General features: G+C 72.3%; 14 protein-coding genes and 1 pseudogene. 8 read left to right on the forward strand and 7 right to left on the reverse strand.

What is annotated here, in order from left to right:
• Positions 1 to 14: 14 nt before the first annotated feature.
• Positions 15 to 731: a YaaA family protein gene (locus FR742_RS06900; protein ID WP_148030164.1), complete on the reverse strand. Its 717-nt coding sequence runs from the start codon at positions 729 to 731 to the stop codon at positions 15 to 17.
• A gap of 367 nt (positions 732 to 1,098) precedes the next feature.
• Between FR742_RS06900 and FR742_RS06905 the strand changes: the two genes are divergently transcribed.
• A complete protein-coding gene (locus tag FR742_RS06905; protein WP_148030165.1) occupies positions 1,099 to 1,875 on the forward strand; it encodes an N-acetyltransferase in 777 nt (258 codons plus the stop codon).
• Between the two features lie 812 nt (positions 1,876 to 2,687).
• Here the strand turns inward: FR742_RS06905 and FR742_RS45620 are convergent.
• Positions 2,688 to 2,918 (reverse strand): hypothetical protein, encoded by a 231-nt coding sequence (locus FR742_RS45620; protein WP_148030166.1) that lies wholly within the window; start codon positions 2,916 to 2,918, stop codon positions 2,688 to 2,690.
• Positions 2,919 to 3,165: 247 nt separating this feature from the next.
• Between FR742_RS45620 and FR742_RS06915 the strand changes: the two genes are divergently transcribed.
• Complete coding sequence (locus FR742_RS06915) at positions 3,166 to 5,232, forward strand: type IIA DNA topoisomerase subunit B (protein WP_148030167.1); 2,067 nt, start codon at positions 3,166 to 3,168, stop codon at positions 5,230 to 5,232.
• Positions 5,233 to 5,247: 15 nt separating this feature from the next.
• On the opposite strand, the gene FR742_RS06920 is transcribed toward FR742_RS06915, so the two are convergent.
• The gene (locus FR742_RS06920; protein WP_148030168.1) at positions 5,248 to 5,739 is read right to left on the reverse strand and encodes a carbonic anhydrase; all 492 of its coding nucleotides are present in this window, start codon (positions 5,737 to 5,739) and stop codon (positions 5,248 to 5,250) included.
• Positions 5,740 to 5,881: 142 nt separating this feature from the next.
• On the opposite strand from FR742_RS06920, the gene FR742_RS06925 reads away from it, so the two are divergent.
• Positions 5,882 to 6,232 (forward strand): hypothetical protein, encoded by a 351-nt coding sequence (locus FR742_RS06925; RefSeq protein ID WP_148030169.1) that lies wholly within the window; start codon positions 5,882 to 5,884, stop codon positions 6,230 to 6,232.
• A gap of 6 nt (positions 6,233 to 6,238) precedes the next feature.
• Here the strand turns inward: FR742_RS06925 and FR742_RS06930 are convergent, their stop codons facing one another.
• Positions 6,239 to 6,802, reverse strand: coding sequence for a thioredoxin family protein (locus FR742_RS06930; protein WP_148030170.1), 564 nt, complete (start codon positions 6,800 to 6,802; stop codon positions 6,239 to 6,241).
• 41 nt (positions 6,803 to 6,843) lie between these two features.
• Here FR742_RS06930 and FR742_RS06935 point away from each other — a divergent pair, with 41 nt between their 5' ends.
• On the forward strand, positions 6,844 to 7,212 hold the full coding sequence (locus tag FR742_RS06935; RefSeq protein ID WP_148030171.1) for a VOC family protein: 369 nt from the start codon (positions 6,844 to 6,846) through the stop codon (positions 7,210 to 7,212).
• Here the strand turns inward: FR742_RS06935 and FR742_RS06940 are convergent.
• The gene (locus FR742_RS06940; RefSeq protein WP_261808387.1) at positions 7,209 to 10,250 is read right to left on the reverse strand and encodes a glycoside hydrolase family 3 N-terminal domain-containing protein; all 3,042 of its coding nucleotides are present in this window, start codon (positions 10,248 to 10,250) and stop codon (positions 7,209 to 7,211) included. The two genes, FR742_RS06935 and FR742_RS06940, sit on opposite strands and share 4 nt — an antisense overlap.
• A 132-nt stretch (positions 10,251 to 10,382) precedes the next feature.
• Between FR742_RS06940 and FR742_RS06945 the strand changes: the two genes are divergently transcribed.
• Both FR742_RS06945 and FR742_RS45625 read left to right on the forward strand, forming a co-directional pair.
• Positions 10,383 to 11,624, forward strand: coding sequence for an FAD-dependent oxidoreductase (locus FR742_RS06945; RefSeq protein ID WP_148030173.1), 1,242 nt, complete (start codon positions 10,383 to 10,385; stop codon positions 11,622 to 11,624).
• 63 nt (positions 11,625 to 11,687) lie between these two features.
• A pseudogene (locus FR742_RS45625) lies at positions 11,688 to 12,951 on the forward strand (serine hydrolase domain-containing protein).
• Between the two features lie 13 nt (positions 12,952 to 12,964).
• Here FR742_RS45625 and FR742_RS06955 read toward each other — a convergent pair.
• Entirely contained in the window at positions 12,965 to 15,454 is a 2,490-nt protein-coding gene (locus tag FR742_RS06955; protein ID WP_222708864.1) for a DNA topoisomerase (ATP-hydrolyzing) subunit A, read from the reverse strand.
• A gap of 79 nt (positions 15,455 to 15,533) precedes the next feature.
• Here FR742_RS06955 and FR742_RS06960 point away from each other — a divergent pair, with 79 nt between their 5' ends.
• Positions 15,534 to 17,621, forward strand: a complete 2,088-nt coding sequence (locus tag FR742_RS06960) for an ATP-dependent DNA helicase RecQ (RefSeq protein WP_261808388.1) — start codon at positions 15,534 to 15,536, stop codon at positions 17,619 to 17,621.
• Positions 17,622 to 18,092: 471 nt separating this feature from the next.
• On the opposite strand, the gene FR742_RS06965 is transcribed toward FR742_RS06960, so the two are convergent.
• Positions 18,093 to 18,983 carry a carbohydrate kinase family protein gene (locus FR742_RS06965; RefSeq protein ID WP_148030175.1) on the reverse strand — a complete coding sequence of 297 codons (891 nt, stop codon included), beginning with the start codon at positions 18,981 to 18,983 and terminating at the stop codon, positions 18,093 to 18,095.
• 172 nt (positions 18,984 to 19,155) lie between these two features.
• Here FR742_RS06965 and FR742_RS45630 point away from each other — a divergent pair, with 172 nt between their 5' ends.
• On the forward strand, positions 19,156 to 22,098 hold the full coding sequence (locus FR742_RS45630; RefSeq protein WP_261808389.1) for a GNAT family N-acetyltransferase: 2,943 nt from the start codon (positions 19,156 to 19,158) through the stop codon (positions 22,096 to 22,098).
• Positions 22,099 to 22,140: the final 42 nt, after the last annotated feature.

Below are 22,140 nucleotides of genomic sequence, written 5' to 3' on the forward strand. Positions count from 1 at the left end.
CCGCTGCCCGGCGTTCAGGGGAGAAGGACGTCGAGTCTGCCGCCCGTGAGCGTCACCTGGTAGCCGAGGTCCTCCAGGGTCTTGACCAGCTCGTCCGGGGTCTCCGGTGCGAGGCCGCTCTCCAGGAGCCGCCTGGCGACCTCGCCGCGGGTGGCCTTGGCCATGTGGCTGACGACCTTGCCGCCCTTGAGCACCCGTACGGACACGCCGCGCGAGCCCGGCCGCCAGGCGGCCGCGTACGCGGAGGAGCGCAGGTCCACCACCAGCCCCGGCAGCCGCTCCAGCTCCGGTGTGATCAGGGGCCTCCAGAAGGCCGCCAGAGGGCCGATCGGCGGCAGACTGACCCCCATGGCCAGCCGGTAGGGCGGGATGCGGTCAGCGAGCCGTAGCACGCCCCACAGGCCCGAGAAGATCAGCACGTGCTCCTCGGCCCTGGCCCGGGCCTCGGGGGAGAGCTCGCCCAGGGCCAGGTTGTCGTACAGCACCCCGGTGTAGAGCTCGCCGGCGGGTAGCGTCGGCGCCGTCTGGAGTTCCAGATTTTTCGTGAGTTCCGGTGCCAGGCCGGGGGACAGCCCGAGCACCTCCAGGGCGTTCCGCCGACGGGACGCGCGGACGAGGGCGTTCAGCACCCGCTTGCGGGGGCGGTCGAGCTTGGGGAACGACAGGTCGCCGACGGGCGGCCCGTCGCCTGCCGAAGCCTTGCCCTCCGACGGGGGCAGCAGAATGAGCACGTCCCGCAGCTTACTGGCGGTGAATCGCCGCTGTGCCTGGTCAGGGGGGTTGTGGCGATCCGCTGGGCCGATTTCCGCCACTCACGTCCGGGGGGCGGTGCCGGGGAGGTGCGGATCCGTTCGGCCGGTTTCCGTCACCGGGGTCCGGCTGGGGGTGGTGCCGGGAGGTGCAGGTCTGCTGGGCCGGTTTCCGTCACCCGCGTCCGGGCGGGAGTGGTGCCGGGAGGTGCGGGTCTGCTGGGCCGGTTTTCGTTACCGGGGTCCGGGCGGGGTGGTGTCGGGAGGTGCGGGTCCGCTGGGCCGATTTTCGTTACCCGCGCCCGGCTGGGGGAGGTGGCGGGAGGTGCAGGTCAGCTAGGCTGCGCGGGTGGATGTCGATCTTCTGGTGGACGGGGCGTGGCCGGCCTGGGAGCGGCGGGTGCTCGGCGGCTGGGTTTTGCGCTACGCGGGAGGTGTGACGAAGCGGGCCAACTCGGTGCTCGCCGTGGGGGAGTCGCTCGTGCCGGACGATCTTCTTGCCGCCATCCGGGTCGCCGAGGAGTTCTACGCGGAGCGCGGGGCTGCGTGCGCCTTCTCGATCGGCGCCGGCGCGCCGCCGGGACTGGACCGCGCGCTGGACGCGCGTGGGTACGCGCTGGTGGATCCCACCGTCGTCATGTCCGGCACGATCTCCGGTGAGCCCACGGTGCCGGTACGGGTCGAGCCGCGGCCCTGGCGGGGCTGGCTGGAGGCGTGGTGGGAGGTCGACGGCCGCTACGGCACCGGGCTGGAGGCGGCCGAGCGGATCGTGACCGGCGTGCCGGCGCTCTACGCGGCCGTCGAGGAGGACGGGGCTCCGGTGGCCGTCGGACGGGGCGTGCCGCAGGGCGACACGCTCGGCGTCTACTGCATGGCCACGCTGCCGTCGGCCCGCCGTCGCGGCCTGGCCCGTGCCGTGCTGCGCGCCCTGGCCGTTGAGAGCGGGGTGCGGAGCGCGTACCTGGTCGTCACGGAGCGCAACACGGCCGCGCGGAACCTCTACCGGAGCGAGGGCCTGGAACAGAAGGGCGGCTACCACTACCGTGTCCGCTCAACCACGGACCCGCGCCCTCCGGCCCCGGAAGCTGGCGCCGCGCGTGTCCGGTCGCGGACGGTGGGTGCGTGATTGGGTACGGGATCGGCCTCAAACGTCCGGCGTGTGCGGCGCGTGTATCCGGTCCCGGACGGCGGGTGCGTGATTTGTGCGGGTTCAGTCTGGGGCGTCCGTTGTCTGCGGCGTTCGTGTCCGGTCCTGGGCGGGTGGGGGGCTCGTACGAGTGCAGTTTCGGGTATCCGGCGCGCATGTCTCGCGTGCCCGGTCGCGGACGGCGGGTGCGTAGTTTGTGCGGGTTCAGTCTGGGGCGTCCGTTGTCTGCGGCGTTCGTGTCCGGTCCCGGGTGGGTGGGGGGCTCGTACGGGTGCAGTTTCGGGGATCCGGCGCACACGCCTCGCCCGCCCGGTCGCGGACGGCAGGTGCGTGACTCGTACGGGTTCGGTCTGGGGCGTCCGGCGCACGCGCCTCGCGTGTCCGCTTTCGAACGGAGGGTGCGTGACTCGTGCGGGTGTTTCGGGCATCCGGCGTGCCGCACGTGTCCGCGCCCAGAGGTGGGATGTGGGGCGAATGCGTGCGCGCCCGGCCCTCGTGCGGCGGGAGCGTCATATGCCCGGCCTTGTGCAGCGGGAGTGTCACATGTACGTGCTCGTGCGGCGGGAGCGCATACGTACGTGCTCGGCTTGGGGAGCCCGGAGCGTGAGCTGCTCGTGTTCGTGCGCGGGTGCCGGGGGTGTGCGCCGCGTGTGGCCGCCGGTGGGCCCTGTGGGCGTGCTGCTGTCTGGGCGGAGGGCGGGCTGGGTCGTGGAGGCAAGACGGCGATCCCGGTTGAGCCGGGATCGCCGTCTTGTCGAGATATATGTGGTTATGTCATCACGGCGAGCACGTCAGCGCTCGTCGTTGGGGCTTATCTTCGGTGTTTCGCTGAGACGTGCCGACTCGTCCAGGATGTCAGCGCCCTTCTCGCGCAGCGCCGCGATGTGCTTACGCCCATGGTGGGCGCAGAACAGCAGCTCCCCACCTACCGGCAGGGTCGCGCGAATGTACGCCTGGGCACCGCAACGGTCGCAGCGGTCGAGGGCCGTCAGCGGCTTAACGGGGGCAAGAGCTCCAGTCACGTATCGCCTTTCGGGTCACCCCCGCCGAAGCGAGGATCTGGCGTCAGTCACTTGGAACAACATCTAACCGGACGTGGACGTTCCCAACCCACAGGTCTCTACGCCCAGAGCGGAATGTGTCCGAAAGTAATGGGGATCACCCTGCTGGTAACGGCAAACATGGCGCCATGGCAAGCTTGTACGCGTGCGTAAGGGAAGAACGGTAAGCTACGCACACGTGTTCGAACTATAGACCCGGAGGGCTGGAGTGACGGTAGTGGAGGCGGGTTACACGGCTCGGCACCTCTCGGTGCTCGAGGGCCTCGAGGCCGTCCGCAAGCGCCCGGGGATGTACATCGGATCCACCGACAGCCGCGGGCTCATGCACTGCCTCTGGGAGATCGTCGACAACGGCGTCGACGAGGCGCTGGGCGGCCACTGCGACCGCATCGAGGTCGAGCTCCACGCCGACGGCTCCATCGAGGTGCGCGACAACGGCCGCGGCATCCCCGTCGACGTCGAGCCCAAGAGCGGCCTGGCGGGCGTCGAGCTGGTCTACACCAAGCTCCACGCGGGCGGCAAGTTCGGCGGCGGCTCCTACACCGCCTCGGGAGGCCTCCACGGCGTCGGCGCCTCCGTGGTCAACGCCCTGTCGGCGCGGCTCGACATCCAGGTCGACCGCGACGGCAAGGTCCACGAGATGAGCTTCCGGCGCGGCGTGCCCGGCGTGTTCGACGGGCCGGAGCCGACCGCCAAGTTCAAGAAGAAGTCCGGCCTGCGCGACGGCGGCAAGCTGCCCGAGAAGGTCACCGGCACCCGCGTGCGCTTCTGGGCCGACAAGCAGATCTTCCTGCCCGACGCCGAGGTGTCGCTCGACGAGATCCACGTCCGGCTCCGCCAGACCGCCTTCCTGGTGCCCGGCCTCACCCTCGCCGTCGTCGACAGCCGCCACGAGGAGCAGGTCCGCGACGAGTTCCGCTTCGAGGGCGGCATCTCCGAGTTCACCGAGTTCCTCGCCCGCGACGAGGCCGTCTGCGACGTGCTGCGGCTGCAGGGCGTGGGCCACTTCCGCGAGACCGTGCCCGTCCTCGACGACCAGGGCCACATGACCTCCACCGAGGTCCAGCGCGAGCTCAGCGTCGACGTGGCCGTGCGCTGGGGCAAGGGGTACGAGTCCACGGTCCGCTCCTTCGTCAACGTGATCGCCACCCCCAAGGGCGGCACCCACGTCAACGGCTTCGAGCGCGGCCTCGTCCGCACGATCAACGAGCAGCTCCGCGAGACCCGCCTGCTCAAGAACGGCGACGACCCCGTCACCAAGGAGGACATCCTCGAAGGGCTCACCGCGGTCGTCACCGTCCGCGTGCCGGAGCCGCAGTTCGAGGGCCAGACCAAGGAGGTCCTCGGCACCTCCGCCGCCGCCCGCATCGTCTCCCACGTCGTCAGCCGCGATCTCAAGGAGCTGTTCGACAATCCGCCGCGCGGCTACAAGCAGCCGCTGCGCGCGGTGCTGGAGAAGATCGTCGCCGCCGCCAAGGCCCGCATCGCCGCCCGCGAGCACCGCGAGAACCAGCGCCGCAAGAGCGCACTGGAGAACTCCGCGCTGCCCGCCAAGCTCGTCGACTGCCGCAGCGACGACGTCGACCGCAGCGAGCTGTTCATCGTCGAGGGCGACTCCGCCCTAGGCACCGCCAAGCTGGCCCGCGACTCCGAGTTCCAGGCCCTGCTGCCGATCCGCGGCAAGATCCTCAACGTGCAGAAGGCGTCCGTCAGCGACATGCTGAAGAACGCCGAGTGCGCCGCCATCATCCAGGTCGTCGGCGCCGGCTCCGGCCGCTCCTTCGACATCGACGCCGCCCGCTACGGCAAGATCATCCTCATGGCCGACGCCGACGTCGACGGCGCCCACATCCGCTGCCTGCTGCTCACGCTCTTCCACCGCTACATGCGGCCCATGGTGGAGGCGGGCAGGGTCTTCGCCGCGGTCCCCCCGCTCCACCGCATCGAGCTGACCAACCCCGGGCGCGGCAAGGACAAGTACATCTACTGCTACTCCGACGCCGAGCTGCACAAGGTGCTGCGCGACCTGGAGCGGCGCGGCAAGCGCTGGAAGGACCCGGTCCAGCGCTACAAGGGCCTCGGCGAGATGGACGCCGACCAGCTGGCCGAGACCACCATGGACCCGCGCCACCGCATCCTGCGCCGCGTCCGCATCGAGGCCGCCGAGGAGGCGGAGCAGATCTTCAGCCTGCTGATGGGCAGCGACGTGGCCCCGCGCCGCGAGTTCATCGTCAAGAGCGCCGCCGAGGTCGACCGCGACCACATCGACGCCTGACCCCGCGCCCGGGGGTCAGCCGAGCGGGATCAGGCGGCCCGTCTTCACGTCGTAGACGGCGCCCACGACCGGCATGCCCGCCGGCAGGAACGGTGACGACGTGATGCGGGTCAGGTCGTGCACGAGAGCCTCGGTCTGGTCCGGCACCATGTGGAACTCCAGGCTCCGGGTGTCCACGCCCTGGTCACGGGTCAGCTGGTGCACGTCCGCGTCGGTGGCCTTGGTCATGCCGCAGTCGGTGTGCGGCATGACCAGCACCCGCTCCACCCCCAGCAGGTAGACCGCCAGCACGAGCGTACGCAGGACGTCGTCGGTGACCCGCGCGCCGGCGTTCCTGAGGATCTTCGCGTCGCCCGGCTCCAGCCCCAGCAGGCCGAGCGGGTCGATACGCGAGTCCATGCAGGTGACGACTGCCAGCCCACGTGCCGCGCGCCCGGTCAGGTCGGACCCGCGGAAGGTGCGGGCGAACTCGGCGTTGGCGGCAAAGAGGTCGTCGAACGCATCCATGCCAAAGATGATCCCCCATGACCGTTTCGTCGATGCGTCCGGGGGCCACGAATTCGCCGGAGGTGAGCAAGCTCACGCGATCACTGCTAACTTTGCGTGATGATTCCGTAGCCCATTGTGCGCATGATCGAAGAAGGTCGTCTTGAGCAGGTCCGAATCGCTTGCCGCGTATCTCCGTGCCCAGGCCCGGCGCTGTCTGGATCGAGTCGAGTCCGACGACGGCGGACGCAACGCCAGGCGCACGCTGGCCCTGCTCGACGCCGCCGCCTACGCCGGCGGGCTGGCCGACGACGACCCGCTGATCCTCATGCTCGACCAGGCCGGCTGCTACGGGCCGCTCGGCTGCGAGGCGTTCGACCCCGGCGAGGCCGGCACCCGGCTCGTGCGCACGTGGGAGGGAGCCGAGCCGCACGAGCTCCTCCTGTCGCTCCCGGCGGCGATCACCGCCGCCGCCGGACGGCGCGACCAGGAGCACGGCACCAGACCCTGCTGATGCTCCTCAGGCCGGTTCGTTGCCCGGCTTCCACTTGATGCCGCAGCCCAGCGACGGCGTCTGGTCGTCCTCGACGGGTTTGCCGGCCAGCAGCGCGTCGACGGCGGCCCGGAGCGAGGCGCCCGTCACCGGGACCTTGTTGCCCGGCCTGGCGCCGTCGAACTCGCCCCGGTAGGCCAGCTTCAGAGCGGCGTCGTACAGGAAGAAGTCGGGCGTGCAGGCCGCGCGGTAGGCCTTGGCCACCTCCTGCGTGTCGTCGAGCAGGTAGGGGAAGGTGAAGCCGGCCCTGGCCGCCTGCTCGGCCAGGTGTGTGGGATCGTCGTCGGGGTAGTTCACGCTGTCGTTGCTGCAGATCGCGACGACCGAAAGGCGGGAGCCGTATTCGGCGGCCAGCTGCCCGAGCCCGTGCTCGATGTGGCGGACGTAGGGACAGTGGTTCGACAGGAAGATCACGAGGGTGGCGGGGGAGCCTTCGAGGTCGGCGAGGGACACACTGCCGCCGTCGACGGCCGTCAGGTCGAAGTGCGGTGCGGGTGTGCCGAGCGGAACCATGAACGAATGCGCAGCCATGTCTCCCATTGTCGCCGGTCGTCCCTGTCGGAGGTGAATCCATGGAAGGCATCGCCCGGTTCCGGTCGACGGTGTTCGACTGCCCGGACCCGTCGGCTCTGGCCCGGTTCTACTCGCGCCTGCTCGGCTGGCCGATCACGGACGAGGACGACGGCTGGGTGGTGGTGAGCGACGGCGGATCGCCGGACCGGCTGGCGTTCCAGCTGGTGGAGGACTACCGGCCGCCGATGTGGCCGGAGGGGGAGCGGCCGCAGCAGCTCCACCTCGACCTTCGGGTGGACGATCTCGACGACGCGGAGAAGCGAGTGCTGGAGATCGGCGCGACCAAGGCGGAGGTCCAGCCGAGCGAGGACGACGCTTTCAGGGTCTTCCTCGACCCGGCCGGACACCCGTTCTGCCTGACGGTCTAGCGGGCCGACCGCGCCAGCAGTTCGACCGCCTCGCTCAGGTCGCCGGAGGCCAGCTCGTGGTCCGCCTGCGCCTGCAGGTCGAACCGCTTGCCGGCCGCCTGGGCGGCGTCCCTGGCCACCGAGACGACCGTGTCACCCTGCTGGAAGGTGGCGCTGCGCGACCGTTCGAGCAGCGCCGCCGCGGTCTGGACGGCCGCGGTGCTCCGGATGGTGCCGCCGGGGTGCCAGTTGCCGGGCCGGAGCGCCGGGGTCAGCGCCGCCGCCGCTGCCTTCGCCGGTCCGTCGCCCTTGAGCAGCCGGTCGCGTACCTTCTTGAGCCGGTCGCGGCCGGAGTCCGTGCGCAGCCCCCACCCGTACGGGTAGAGCGGGTCGTAGGAGGCGTCGCCGACGTTGATCGGCACCTGCTCCTCGCCGCGGAACCAGGTGAACGGGAGCCGCCCGGTGTACGGGACCGCGCCGAACAACGGGTCGGCCACGCCGTCGCCCTCGGTGCCCGGCAACCAGGCCGCCACCACGGCCTCCACCCGCGACAGGTCGCCGAGCAGCAGCGGCCGGCCGGAGACGACCAGCACCACGCAGTCCATCGCCCCGCACACCCGGTCGATCGCGGTTCGGTCCGCGCCGGTCAGGTTCAGGGTGCGCCCGTTGACGCCCACGTCGCCCTGGCCTTCCGCGTACGGGGTCTCGCCGACGACCACCACGCCCACGTCGTGCCCGTCGAGCGGCGCCGAGGCGTCGCGCGAGTAGGTGACGGACGGGGCGCGCTTCCGGATCGCCGACAGGATCGTGGTGCCGGGCGTGATCGGCCCGGACGAGCCCTGCCAGGTGATGGTCCAGCCGCCGGACTGGTTGCCGATGTCGTCGGCGTTCGAGCCCGCCACGTACACGCGGGCGTCCCGGTCCAGCGGCAGCAGGCCGCCGTCGTTCTTCAGCAGCACCTGCGAGCGGGCGGCGGCCTCGCGGGCCACCTCGCGGTGCGCGGGCGAGCCCACCTCGGCCAGCCGTGACCGGTCCGCGTACGGGCGCTCGAACAGGCCCGCCTCGAACTTCTGGGTGAGGATCCTGGCGACCGCGTCGTCGATCCGCGACATCGGGATCCGCCCGGCCCGCACCTCGGCCTTCAGCGCGCCGACGAACTCCTGGTACGCGTACGGCACCATGATCATGTCCAGCCCGGCGTTGACCGAGGTCCGCACGTCGCTCGCGTAGTCGCCGGGGATCTGGTCGATCGCCTGCCAGTCGCTGACCACGAACCCCTTGAACCGGAGCCGGCCCTTCAGCACGTCCGTGATCAGCTCCCGGTGCGCGTGCATCTTCAGCGGCCCGTCGCCGGAGTCCACGCTGGAGAACGACGGCATGACCGTCGCCACCTCACGCTCGACCGCCTCGGCGAACGGCGACAGGTGGATCGCCTCCAGCTCGGCCCGGCTCACCTCGGTGACGCCCTGGTCGATGGTGTAGTTCCCGGTCGTGGACGAGCCGTACGTGGTGCCGCCGTCGCCGACGTAGTGCTTGGCGGTGGCCAGGACGCCGTTCTCCTGCATCCCGTCGATGATCGTCGCCATCCGCTTCACCAGCGCAGGGTCCTCGCCGAAGGACTCGTACGCGCGACCCCACCGGTCGTCGCGGGACACGCACAGGCACGGCGAGAAGTTCCACGGGACGCCGGTCGCCTTCACCTCGCGTGCCGTGATCTTCCCCGTCCGCTCGGTGAGGGCGGGGTCACGGGCGGCGCCCAGCCCGACGTTGTGCGGGAAGATCGTCGCCCCGACCACGTTGTTGTGGCCGTGCACCGCGTCCACGCCGTAGATGAGCGGGATCTGCAGCCGGGTCTGCCGGGCGCGGAGCTGGAAGCCGTCGATCATGTCCGCCCACGCCTCGGGCGTGTTGGTGGCCGGCGTGGACCCGCCGCCCGACAGGAGCGAGCCGAGCAGGTATGCGGCGATGTCGTTCTGGCTGCCGAGCGCGCCGCGCTCGGCCTGCGTCATCTGCCCGGCCTTCTCCTCCAGCGTCATCCGGCCGAGCAGGTCGGCCACCCGCTGTCTGACGGGCCTGCGTTCGTCCAGGTACGGCAGGCCGTGCGCGTCGATGACGACGACCGGGTTCTCGGCCGGCGGCCTGACGCCCTCGCCGGACAGCAGGATCGGGATCGTCTCGGCCACCTCGGCGTCGCGGTCGCCCTTGGTCCTGACCAGGAACGACCTGGCCGTGCCCGAGGGGGTGCCCGCTGGGAAGGTGAGCGTGCCCGCGGCGGGGGTGTAGTCCTCGCCGGGCGTGGCGGTGCCGGCGCCGGTGGTGTAGTGCACGGTCAGGTCCGAGGGGAGCGGCCCGCCGGTGGCCGTGCTGACGGACACCCGCACCTCGGCCGAGCCGCGCTCCTTGACCGGGTAGACCGGCTCGTCGGTGGCGAGCCGGACCGGCCGGGGCGGCGCCGTCCCGTACACCTGGACGTCGTCCCAGAGCAGCGTGCCCGAGGAGGCGGCGGGGAGCCGCATCGAGTAGCCCCACATGGCGATCAGGTCCAGCTCGCCGTCGGTGGGCGAGCCGCCAGGCTGGTAGTCGGCGCGGCGGGTGAAGTCCGCGAACGGCACGCTGACCTGCCGCCAGCCGGCGGTGTCGTCGGTGAACGACGACTCGAACAGCTCAGCGCTGCCCGCGCCGCCTCCTCCGTCCTTGACCTCGAAGAAGACGCGCTGGCCGGTGCCCGCGCCCTTCACCCAGAACGAGAATCCCTCGTACGGTGACCAGTCCTGGGCGGCGGTCAGGTCGTGTGACCAGCCGCCCCACTGGCTGACCGTGTAGACGGTGCTCAACGCCCGGTTGCCCGCTGCCGCGCCCGGACGGTCGTCGGCGGGGGTCACGGTGAGCGTGGGGGTGGAGGCCGCGTCGTTGCCCCAGCCGGTCACGCCGGGCGGCAGGGTGGCGGACTCGAAGTCGGTGACGGTGTGCGGCTCGGCGGACGCCTGCACGGGTGGTGCCACCAGGAGCGAGGCGAGCACGGCCGCCGCGGCCCACAGCGGAGTTCTTAATCGGATCACTGAACCTCCCAGAGAGCGCTCTCGCCAAGAGATCGGACACGGGCCGTGGTTCATAACAGACGTTTCTTGACGAGAGTGAACCAGAGGCGCAAGATGGCCTTATTCAACGATTGATGAAATCTGGTGAGAGCGATGACCGGACACTGCGTCATCATCGGGGGCGGCCCCGCCGGCATGGTCGCCGGGCTGCTGCTCGCCCGGGCGGGCGTGCGGGTGACGGTGCTGGAGAAGCACGCCGACTTCCTGCGGGACTTCAGGGGCGACACCGTCCACCCGTCGACGCTCGCCCTGCTCGACGACCTGGGCCTGGGCGACCGGTTCGACCGGCTGCCCCAATATCACATCACCGAGATCGCGTTCCCGGCCGCCGACGGGCCGGTGGTCATCGGAGACCTGTCGCGGCTCAAGGTACGCCGCCCGTACATCGCCATGGTCCCGCAGTGGGACCTGCTGAACCTGCTGGCCGGGGCCGCCCGCGAGGAGCCCGGCTTCACCCTGCGGATGCGCACCGAGGTCACCGGTCTCATCCACGAGGGCGGGCGGATCGCCGGTGTGCGCTACCGCACCGCCGGCGGACAGGACGGGGAGATCCGCGCCGACCTGACCCTGGCCTGCGACGGCCGCTGGTCCCTCGCCCGCCGCGGGGCCGGTCTGCGCGTCAAGGAGTACGGGGTGCCGTTCGACGTGTGGTGGTTCCGGCTGCCGCGCGACCGGGAGAACGGCATAGGGGCGCTCGTCCCGCGCGTCGTCGGCGACCGCCTGCTCATCGTCCTGCCCCGCGAGACCCACTTCCAGGTCGGCTACCTCGGCCCCAAGGGCCACGACCGCGAGTTCCGCGCCCGCGGGCTCGGACCCCTCCGCCGCGAGATCGCCGCGGCGGTGCCCGCGCTGGCCGGCGAGGTGGACGAGCTGACCTCGATGGACGACGTCAAGCACCTGGACGTCCGGCTCAACCGGCTGACCCGCTGGCACGCCGACGGGCTGCTGTGCATCGGCGACGCGGCCCACGCCATGTCGCCGGTCGGCGGCGTCGGCATCAACCTGGCGGTCCAGGACGCGGTCGCCGCCGCGACGCTCCTGGCCGGACCCCTGCGCAAGGGGCGGCCCACGCCCGCGGCGCTCGCCCGCGTCCGCGCCCGCCGCCTCATGCCGACGGTGGCCGTGCAGACCCTCCAGCGGCTGCTGCACCGGGCGTTCACCCTGCGGGTCATCCAGGGCACCTGGTCGGGGCCGCCCAGGTCGCTGGTGTGGCTCATGCGCCGCTTCCCGGCGCTCTCGTACGTCCCGGCGTACCTCATCGGCGTCGGCCCGCGCCCCGAACGCGCCCCCGCCTTCGCTCGCCGCCTGCCCGAGAAGACCTCGACGGGTACGTGAGCAGGCATGGGCTCACGGACCGAGGATCACCGTCTCCTCGGTCGCTGTCGTCTCGCCCCCGGCATGCGCCGTGAACGCGGCGCCGCCGGCGAAGGACATGATCAGCGCGGCTGCCACCACGACGACCGGGCACAGGCGTCCCCGGACCGCCGCTGGGGCCGCCGTGCCGGCGGCGATCTCCGCACGGGCGGTCACCCACGATCGCGCGTCGTCCCCGTCGAGACCGCAGGCCCTGACAAACGTCACGAGGAGCTCCTCGCGCGGCAGCCGGTCCCTGCCGAGCATGGTGGAGGCGGTGGAGTAGGGCAGGACGTCGCCGGCTTCCTGGCGCGCACACTGCCCGACGGGTCAGGCGGCACCGTCATCACCGCACACGGCGACCGGATCACCTACTGCGAGGGCTTCGGCCTGGCCGACCGCGCCGCGCGGATTGCCGCCACCTGCGACACCGTGTACGACGTCATGTCGATCACCAAGCAGTTCACCGCGGCCGCGATCCTGAAGCTGGAGGCGATGGGGGAGCTCCGGGTGACCGACCCCATCAGCGCGCATCTCGGGCCGCTCCCCGGCGGCGAACGCGGCATCACCCTGCACCACCTGCTGACACACCGCGGGCCTGCCGGAAGCGCTCGGTGACGACCACGACCCGGTGTCGCGCGACGACCTGCTGGCCGGGGGGGCGGCCGCCGAGCCGGCGGGAGCGGAGGTCCGCTACTCCAACACCGGCTACAGCGTGCTGGCCGCGATCGTGGAGAGGGTCTCCGGCCTGAGCCACGAGGGCTTCCTGGCCGAGCACCTGTTCGGGCCCGCCGGTATGACGGCGACCGGTTACGTGCTCCCCCGCTGGGACCGCCACCGGGTCGCCGTCGAGTACGACGCCCGGGGGAGCGACCGGGGCCGGCCGTACGAGCATCCGTGGGCGGACGACTGCCCGCACTGGAACCTGCGGGGCAACGGCGGCATGCTGTCGACCGCACGTGACCTGTTCCGCTGGCACCGCGCGCTGACCGGCGACGCCGTCCTGCCGGCGGGCGCCAGGAAGAAGCTCTTCACCGCGTACGCGCCGGTGCCGGACCCGGACGAGTCGTACGCGTACGGCTGGAACATCCGCGGCACCGGCGACGGCCGGATCGCCTGGCACGACGGCGGCAACGGATGGTCGCCGGCGAACTACGCGCTGTCCCCGGGCGACGGCACGATGGCCTTCTGGGTCAGCAACCACGCCTACCGGCGGGGAGTGTGGAACTTCGAGGACCTGGAGCCGGACCTGACCCTGGGCCTCCTGGCACGCGCCCGTGAGACCCGCCCCGGAGACCGGGACGGGTGACATGGGACCCGGCTCAGCCTTCCGGCGTCGCGGAGGCGGGCGCGGGAGCGGAGGCCAGGGCGCCGCCGACGGCGCCGATGGTGTGGGTGAGACGGACCCCGGAGCCGTCGCGGCGGCCGAGCTCCTCAGGCAGTGGCACCGGCTTGCCCACCGGGGAGACCGCCCTGGCCGGCGCCGGGCCCGCCCAGGCCAGCAGCAGCACGTCCTCGCCCTTCAGGAACCGCTGGGCGCGCACCCCGCCCGTGGCCCGGCCCTTGGCCGGGAAGTCGGCGTAGTCGGACACCTTGCCGCCGCCGATCTGCGTGCCGGGGAGCGCGGTGGACGAGCCCGCCACCGTCACCACCCGGGCGGGCCTGGACGGGTCGACCACACCGAACCAGATCACCCGCGCGGCGCCGTCGAGGCGGACGCCCGCCATGCCGCCCGCCGGCCGCCCCTGCGGCCTGACCAGCGACGCCGGGAAACGCAGCAACTGGGCCTCGGACGTGATGAACACCACGTCGTGCTCCTCGGACTCCAGCTCGACGGCGCCCACCACCGTGTCGCCGTCCTTGAGCGTGATCACCTCGAAGTCGTCGCGGTTGGCGGGGTATTCGGGCACCACCCGCTTGATCACGCCCTGCGCCGTGCCGAGCGCCATTCCCGGCCCCGACGGGTCGAGCGAACCCAGCCCCACCACGGTCTCGCCCGGCTCCAGCGACACGAACTCGGAGACCGGATGCCCGCCCGACAGGGTCGGCGGGGCGGCCGAGGCAGGCAGCGTCGGCAGGTCGACCACCTGGACGCGGATGAGCCGGCCCTGCGACGTCACCACGCCCACCTCGCCCCGCACGCTCGTGCGGACGGCGGAGACCAGCACGTCGTGCGGCGAACGGCCGCCCTCGGCCGCCAGCGGCTCGGCGTCGGCGGTGCGCGCCAGCAGGCCCGTGGACGACAGCAGCGCCAGGCACGGGTCGTCGGCCACCTGCAGCGACACCACCGGGGTGCGGGTCTGCCCGGAGGCCTCCCGCAGCTCGGTGCGGCGCGGCGTGCCGTACTTCTTCGACACCTCGGCCAGCTCGCCGGAGACCACCTGGCGCAGCCGCGTCTCGGACGAGAGGATCGCGGTCAGCTCGGCGATCTCCTCGGTGAGCGTCTCCTTCTCGCGGTCGAGCTCCAGCTTGTCGTAGCGGGTCAGGCGGCGCAGCGGCGTGTCGAGGATGTAGGAGGCCTGCACCTCGGTCAGGTCGAACACGCTCATCAGCCGCTCGCGCGCCTGCGCCGAGTCGTCGGACGCGCGGATCACCTGGATGACCTCGTCGATGTTGAGCAGCGCGACGATCAGGCCGTCGACCAGGTGGAGCCGGTCCTCGCGCTTGCGGCGCCGGAACTCCGAGCGCCGCCGGACGACCTCCAGCCGGTGGTTCACGTACACCTGGAGCAGCTCGCGCAGGCCGAGCGTGCGCGGCTCGCCGTCGACCAGCGCGACGTTGTTGATGCCGAAGGTCTCCTCCATCGGCGTCAGCCGGTAGAGCTCCTCCAGCACCGCCTCGGGGATGAAGCCGTTCTTGATCTCGATGACCAGGCGCAGGCCCTTGTGCCGGTCGGTGAGGTCCTTGAGATCGGCGATGCCCTGCAGCTTCTTGCTGGTCACCAGCTCTTTGATCTTGGTGACCACGCGCTCGGGGCCGACGTTGTAGGGCAGCTCGGTGACGACGATGCCCTTGCGGCGCGGGGTGATCTGCTCGACCGTGCAGGTGGCCCGCATGCGGAAGGTGCCGCGCCCGGTCTCGTAGGCGTCGCGGACGCCCTGCAGGCCGATGATGGTGCCGCCGGTCGGCAGGTCGGGCCCGGGCACGAACTTCATCAGCTCGTCGAGCGTCGCCGCCGGCTTCTTGATCAAGTGGCGGGCGGCGGCGACGACCTCGGTCAGGTTGTGCGGCGCCATGTTGGTCGCCATGCCGACCGCGATGCCGGTGGTGCCGTTGACCAGCAGGTTGGGGAACGCCGACGGCATGACCGTCGGCTCCGTCTCCTGCCCGTCGTAGTTGGGCTTGAAGTCGACGGTGTCCTCGTCGATCGACTCCACCATCAGCATCGCCGCCGGGGCCAGCCTGGCCTCCGTGTAACGCATGGCCGCGGGCAGGTCGTCGGGCGAGCCGAAGTTGCCGTGGCCGTCGACCAGCGGCAGCCGCATCGAGAACGGCTGCGCCAGCCGCACCAGCGCGTCGTAGATGGCGCTGTCGCCGTGCGGGTGGAGCTTGCCCATGACGTCGCCGACCACGCGGGACGACTTGACGTGCCCCCGGTCGGGCCGCAGGCCCATCTCGCTCATCGAGTAGAGGATGCGCCGCTGCACCGGCTTGAGGCCGTCGCGGGCGTCGGGCAGCGCCCGCTGGTAGATGACGGAATAGGCGTACTCGAGGAAGCTCGTGCGCATCTCGGACGACACGTCGATGTCGACGATGCGCTCCTCGAAGTCCTCGGGAGGGGGTGCGGTGCTGCGTCGGGCCATGTCGAACATTGTGCCGAAGAAAAGAGGGTGCGTGCGACTCCATCGCCCCGGCTCGGAATCGTCGGCCGGACCTGGTAACAAGGAACCCATGATTGACGCCCCCGACGCGGCGATGCTGCGCGAAGAGGCCGAGGAGAAGCTGCGGGCGCTGGCGGGCGAGCACGCCCGGCTGCGCGACGACCAGTGGACCGCCATCGAGGCGCTCGTCGTCGACCGGCGCCGGGTGCTCGTCGTGCAGCGCACCGGCTGGGGCAAGTCCGCGGTCTACTTCGTGGCCACCGCCCTGCTGCGCGAGCTGGGCGAGGGGCCCACGGTCATCGTCTCGCCGCTGCTCGCCCTCATGCGCAACCAGATCGCCGCCGCCGAACGCGCCGGCATCCGCGCCGTGACGATCAACTCGGCCAACCCCGAGGCGTGGGAGGAGGTCTACGGCGAGGTCGCCGCCGGCCAGGTCGACGTGCTCCTGGTCAGCCCCGAGCGGCTCAACAACCCCGACTTCCGCGACAACGTCCTGCCCGAGCTGGCCGAGAGCGCCGGCCTGGTCGTGGTCGACGAGGCCCACTGCATCTCCGACTGGGGCCACGACTTCCGCCCCGACTACCGCCGCCTGGCCACGCTGTTCGAGGAGCTGCCGCCCGGCATCCCGGTGCTCGCCACCACCGCCACGGCCAACGCCCGCGTCACCCGCGACGTCGCCGAGCAGATGGGCGAGGACACCCTGGTCCTGCGCGGGCCGCTGGAGCGCGAGAGCCTCCACCTGAGCGTCGTCAGGCTCCCGAGCGCCGAGCAGCGGCTGGCCTGGCTGTCCCAGACCCTGCACGAGCTGCCCGGCTCCGGCATCGTCTACACCCTCACCGTCGCCGCCGCCCACGAGATCGCCGGCCACCTGCGCGACCAGGGCCACGAGGTGGCCGCCTACTCCGGCCAGACCGAGCCGGCCGAGCGGCTGGCGGCCGAGGAGGCGCTGCTCGCCAACAAGATCAAGGCGCTGGTGGCGACGAGCGCGCTCGGCATGGGCTTCGACAAGCCCGACCTCGGGTTCGTCGTCCACGTGGGCGCCCCCCAGTCGCCGGTCGCCTACTACCAGCAGGTCGGCCGGGCCGGGCGCGGCGTCGAGCGGGCCGAGGTGATCCTGCTGCCCGGCACCGAAGACCGCGACATCTGGGCCTATTTCGCCTCCCTCGCGTTCCCGCCCGAGCCGGTCGTCCGCACCGTGCTCCAGACGCTGGAGGAGCGGGGCGTCATGTCCACCCCCGCCCTGGAGACCGCCGTCGACCTGAGCCGCAGCCGCCTGGAGATGATGCTCAAGGTGCTCGACGTCGACGGCGCGGTGCGCCGGGTCAAGGGCGGCTGGGAGGCCACCGGCGAGCCGTGGGCCTACGACGCCGAGCGCTACTCCCGCATCGCCGCCGAGCGCAGGGCCGAGCAGGAGGCCATGCTGGGCTACCTCACCACCGACCGCTGCCGCGAGCACTACCTGCGCGAGCTGCTCGACGACGAGGCCGCCGAGCCGTGCGGCCGCTGCGACAACTGCACCGGCCACCACCGCTCGCCCGGCATCGCCGCCCCGGCCGTCGAGCGCGCCCGCGAGCGGCTGGCCCGGCCCGGCGTGGAGATCGACCCCCGCAAGCAGTGGCCGACGGGGCTGGCCGACCTGTCCGGCAAGATCAAGCCCGAGCTCCGCGCCGAGCCCGGACGCGCCCTCGGCCGGCTGACCGACATCGGCTGGGGCAACCGCCTGCGCGACCTGTTCCAGGGCCCCGACGGGCCGATGCCCGACGACATGTTCGCGGCCGTGATCAAGGTGCTGTCCGCCTGGGAGTGGGAGCAGCGGCCGGTGGCCGTGGTCGGCGTGCCCTCCTCGGCCAGGCCGCAGCTGGTGCGCGCCTTCGGTGAACGGCTCGCGCAGGTCGGCCGCCTGACCTACCTCGGCGAGCTGGGCTACCGGTCGGGGCCACCCGGCCGGCAGTTCAACAGCGCCAAGCGGGTCCAGGCCGTACGGGCGACGCTCGCCATGCCCAAGGAACTGGGCGCCGCGGTGGCGGCGTGCGGCGGCCCGGTGCTGCTGGTCGACGACCGCGTCGACACCGGCTGGACCATGACCCTCGGCGCCGCCCTGGTCCGCCACGCGGGCGCCCCGGCCGTCCTCCCCCTGACCCTGGCCGTCACATCCTGATCAGCGCGCGCCCGGCTTGTCCCGTACGCGGGGCTGATGCGCGTCCGCGCCGGTCGGCGGCCCAGGCCTTGCCGATCAGCCCAGCCCGGCGAGCGCCGCCTCAGCCTCCCGTGTGAAGCGCCGTGCCGTAGGCCTCGCGCGTGAAGCGGGTGCTGCTTCAGCCTCTTGTGGAAGCGCGACGCCGCCACAGCCCTTTGCGGGAAGCGCCCACGCCGCCCTGGGCCTCTCGCGGGAAGCGCCGCGCCGCCCCGGGCGTCGTTGGTGATGCCGGCGTGCGGCAGTTTGCCTGTCACCTGCTCGCCTGACGTTGAACGCGCAGGTAGACGCCGCTCTTGCCGAGAAGCCGGGGGTCTCGTACGGCGACGGACCGGGGATCGCCGGGCAGTCACGGACGCGGGCAAGGCCAACTGAAGGCGTGGCCTGCTGAAGGCGCGGCCCGTCTGAGGCGGGACCCGTTAGAGGCAGGACCCGCTAGAGGCGCGGGCGGGCGCCGAGGTGCACGATGGCCTTGGAGGCCAGGCTGCAGCCGGCGCTCAGCGACTCCGCCGCGGGCTTGCCCGCCAGCCACGCCGGCAGGAACCCGGCGCAGAACGCGTCGCCCGCGCCCGTGCCGTCGACGATGCGGTCGACCGGCTCGGCCGGCGCCCGCACCGGCTCGGGGCGGCCGTTGCCGTACCACAACGCGCCCTCGGCGTTCATCTTGATCACGACCTGTGGGAACCACGCGGTCAGCACCTTGGCCGCAGCCTCGGGATCGTCGCGGCCGGTCAGCACCTTGGCCTGGTCGGCGTTGGCGAACAGCAGCTTGGCGCCGCCCGTCCACTCCAGGAACGGCTCCGCGCCCGTACGCTCCAGCGGCGCCGCGGAGGCGCAGTCGACGGAGATCGACATCCCCGCGCGGCGCGCCATGTCGAGCGCGGCGAGACCGGCCTCGCGCGAGCCCTCGTTGATCAGCGTGTAGCCGGACAGGTGGAGGTGGCCGCCGCCGAACAGGTCGCGCGGCAGGTCCTCGGGGGCCAGCGCCGCGTTGGCGCCGGGGTCGGAGAGCATGGTGCGCTCGCCCTTGTGCGTCACGAGCACCACGCAGGTGCCGGTGGGACGCTCCGGGTCCATGACGAGCCGGGCGTCGACGCCGTAGCCCATCAGCTCCATGTCGCGGTTACGGCCGGTGATGTCGGCGCCGCGGCGGCCGATGTAGGCCACCTCCGCGCCCTCGACCGCCAGCCACGAGGCGATGTTGGCGCCCGAACCGCCTCCGTGCATGGTCACGACCGCGGGTGTGTCGCTCGCTCTGGCGAGCGCATAACGGGCGCGCGCCACCGCGTCGGTCATGAGATCGCCCACCACGACGACCCGCGTCATGATGCCACCACCTTGCTTGCTGCTACAGATCGAGCCTGGCCACGGCAAAACTAACAGCTTCGGGGCTGCTCGTGGGGCGGACCCCCGACACCCGGCCTGAGTCGATGCACATCCGTTGCCCAATCGGGCCGGGGATTCTTGGCATGTGGGATGGGGGTTTAGTCTCGGGACTGTGGAGGCACAATATCCCGCTCACTGGGAAGCGGATGTCGTCCTGGCCGACGGCGGCACTGCTCACCTGCGCCCCATCAGGCCCGCCGACGCCGACCGGCTGCGCGCTTTCTACTCGCGGCTGTCCGACGAGTCCATCTACTTCCGGTTCTTCGGGCCGAGGCCGCGGCTGTCCGACCGCGAGGTGCGGTGGTTCACCAACGTCGACTACGTCGGCCGGGTCGCCCTGATCGCCACGATCGGGGCCGACATGGTGGCCGTCATCCGCTACGACCGCACCGGGCCGGGCGAGGCGGAGGTGGCGTTCCTGGTCGAGGACGCCCACCAGGGCAGGGGAGTGGCCTCGGTGCTGCTCGAACACCTGGCGGCGACCGCCCGCGAGCGCGGCATCGAGCGCTTCGTCGCCGACGTGCTGCCCGCCAACATGAAGATGATGGGCGTGCTCCGCCAGGCCGGCTACACCGCCGAGAGCCGGTTCGCCGACGGCGTGGTCCGCATGACCCTCGACCTGACGCCCACCGAGACCTCGACCGAGGTCACCATGGCCCGCGAGCACCGCGCCGAGGCCCGGTCCATCGCCCGGCTGCTGGCCCCCGGCTCGGTCGCGGTCATCGGCGTCTCACGCGAGCCGGGCGGCGTCGGCCAGACCGTGCTGCGCAACCTGCTCGCCGCCGACTTCACCGGCCCCGTCTATCCCGTGCACCGCGAGGCGCGCGCCGTGGCGGGCGTGCGCGCGTACCCGAGCATCGGCGCCATCGACGACGAGGTCGACCTGGCCGTGGTGGCGGTGCCGGCCGGCAGCGTGCTGGACGTCGTCGAGGAGTGCGCCGCCAAGGGCGTGCACGGGCTGGTCGTGGTCTCCTCCGGTTTCGGCGAGCTGGGCGAGGAGGGCCGCGCCAGACAGGACGAGCTGGCCCGCATCGCCCGCGCCCACGGCCTGCGCGTCGTCGGCCCCAACTGTCTCGGCATCGCCAACACCGACCCCGCCGTCAAGCTCAACGCCACCCTCGCCGCCACCGTCCCCGGCCGCGGCACGGTCGGCTTCTTCAGCCAGTCGGGCGCGCTCGGCACCGCGCTGCTGCAGCGGGTGGCGCAGCGGGGCATGGGCATCTCGTCGTTCGTCTCCGCGGGCAACCGGGCCGACGTGTCGGGCAACGACCTGTTGCAGTACTGGGAGGAGAACGACGCGACCGAGGTGATCCTGCTCTACCTCGAGTCGCTGGGCAACCCGCGCAAGTTCACCCGCCTGGCCAGGCGGATCTCCCGCAGCAAGCCGATCGTGGTGGTCAAGAGCGGCGGCACCCCCTCCGGTCACTCCGCCCAGGAGCTGGGGCTGCCCGACTCGGCGATCAGCTCGCTGTTCGAGCAGGCGGGGCTGATCCGGGTCGACGACCTGATCCAGCTCTTCGACGTCGGCCAGCTGCTGGCCTACCAGCCGCTCCCCGCCGGTCCGCGGGTCGCCGTGATCACCAACTCCGACGCGCTCGGCCTGCTCGCCGCCGACGCCTGCGTCGCCGCCGGCCTGTCGCCGCGCCCGCCGGTCAACCTGGGTGCGGCCGCGGGGCCGTCCGAGTTCGGTACGGGGCTCGCCGGCGAGCTGGCCTCACCCGAGGTGGACGCGGCCGTCGTCATCTACATGCCGCCCATCCCCGGTGACGCGGCCGGGGTGGCGGCCGAGCTGCTGCGGGTGTCGAAGGGCGCGTCGAAGCCGGTGCTGGCCACGTTCGAGGGATATCTCGGCATGCATCCGCATCTGCGGGCCGGGCCCGCGCCGGAACGCGGGTCCATCCCCTCGTACGCGGCCCCCGAGGAAGCCGTGCGCGCCCTCGCCCAGGCGGTCCGCTACGCCCGCTGGCGCGCCGAGCCGGCCGCGCCGCCCCCGGAACTGGAGGACGTCGACACCGCCCGCGTCCGCGCCCTCGCCACCGAGACACTCGCGGGCGCCCTCCCACCGGAACCCCCTGAGACCACCGGCACCCCCGAGACAGCCGACTCCGCCGAGGCGTCTCCCGAAGGTGGGAAGCGCTCGCCGGACGCTTCCGCTGCGGACGGTCCTCTGGAGGACTCCTCCGCCCCGCGTCCATCTTCGGCGGGGGGTGGGTCCAGTGCGGAGGGAGAAGCGGCCGGCGGGGTGTCCCCGGAGGACGGTTCCGTCGTGCGGTCCGGTGATACGGAAGGGACACCGCATCCCCGCCCGTCCGGAAGCCCTTATCGGACGGGTGCTACGGAGGACGTGCCGGGAGGCGGGAGGGCTCCGTACTTCGCGGCGGCCGGGCCGCCCGTGGAGGCCGACGCCGCGGAGCTGCTCGCCTGTTACGGGCTGACCGTCTGGCCCGCCGAGGCGGTCGGCTCGGCCGACGAGGCCGCGCGGGCCGCCGAACGACTCGGCTGGCCGGTCGTGCTCAAGGTGGCCGACCCCGAAGCGTCCCGCCGGGCGGGGACGGTACGCCTCGGGCTGCCGACCGCCGACGCCGTGCGGCACGCGTACGACGAGTTCACCCGGCAACTCGGCGACGGAGTGGAGCTGGCCGTCCAGCGGATGGCGCCACAGCCCGCCGTGCCGACCGTGGTGAGCGTCGTCGACGACCCGGCGTTCGGCCCTGTCGTGTCGTTCGGGCTGGGCGAGGTGGCCGCCAGGCTGCTGCGCGACCGGGGCTTCCGGCTGGCGCCGCTCACCCGGGAGGACGCGGCGGGGCTGGTGCGCTCGGTGCGGGCCGCGCCGCTGCTGTTCGGCGAGTACGGTTACCCGCCGGTGGCGGTGGACGCCCTGGAGGACCTGCTCGTCAGGGTGAGCCGCCTGGCCCACGACCTGCCGGAGCTGGCCAGGCTGGACCTGGACCAGGTGCTCGTGGGTGAGGAGGGCGTGACGATCCTCGACGCCAGGGCCGTCCTGCGCACCCCCGCGGGCCCCCGCCTCGACGGCGGCCCCCGCAGGCTCAGCTAGCTCCCGGCCGCTCCGGCGCTCCCGTACGCGGTCGCGCAGACG

The organism is Nonomuraea sp. C10 (assembly GCF_008017515.1).
In the GTDB taxonomy this organism is placed as follows: Bacteria; Actinomycetota; Actinomycetes; order Streptosporangiales; family Streptosporangiaceae; genus Nonomuraea; species Nonomuraea ferruginea.

Coding starts and splice junctions, on each gene's coding strand:
- FR742_RS06920 (WP_148030168.1), bottom strand. CDS start 5,739: ATGGATGCGTTCGACGACCTCTTTGCCGCCAACGCCGAGTTCGCCCGC.
- FR742_RS06930 (WP_148030170.1), bottom strand. CDS start 6,802: ATGGCTGCGCATTCGTTCATGGTTCCGCTCGGCACACCCGCACCGCAC.
- FR742_RS06935 (WP_148030171.1), top strand. CDS start 6,844: ATGGAAGGCATCGCCCGGTTCCGGTCGACGGTGTTCGACTGCCCGGAC.
- FR742_RS06945 (WP_148030173.1), top strand. CDS start 10,383: ATGACCGGACACTGCGTCATCATCGGGGGCGGCCCCGCCGGCATGGTC.
- FR742_RS06955 (WP_222708864.1), bottom strand. CDS start 15,454: ATGTTCGACATGGCCCGACGCAGCACCGCACCCCCTCCCGAGGACTTC.
- FR742_RS06960 (WP_261808388.1), top strand. CDS start 15,534: ATGATTGACGCCCCCGACGCGGCGATGCTGCGCGAAGAGGCCGAGGAG.
- FR742_RS06965 (WP_148030175.1), bottom strand. CDS start 18,983: ATGACGCGGGTCGTCGTGGTGGGCGATCTCATGACCGACGCGGTGGCG.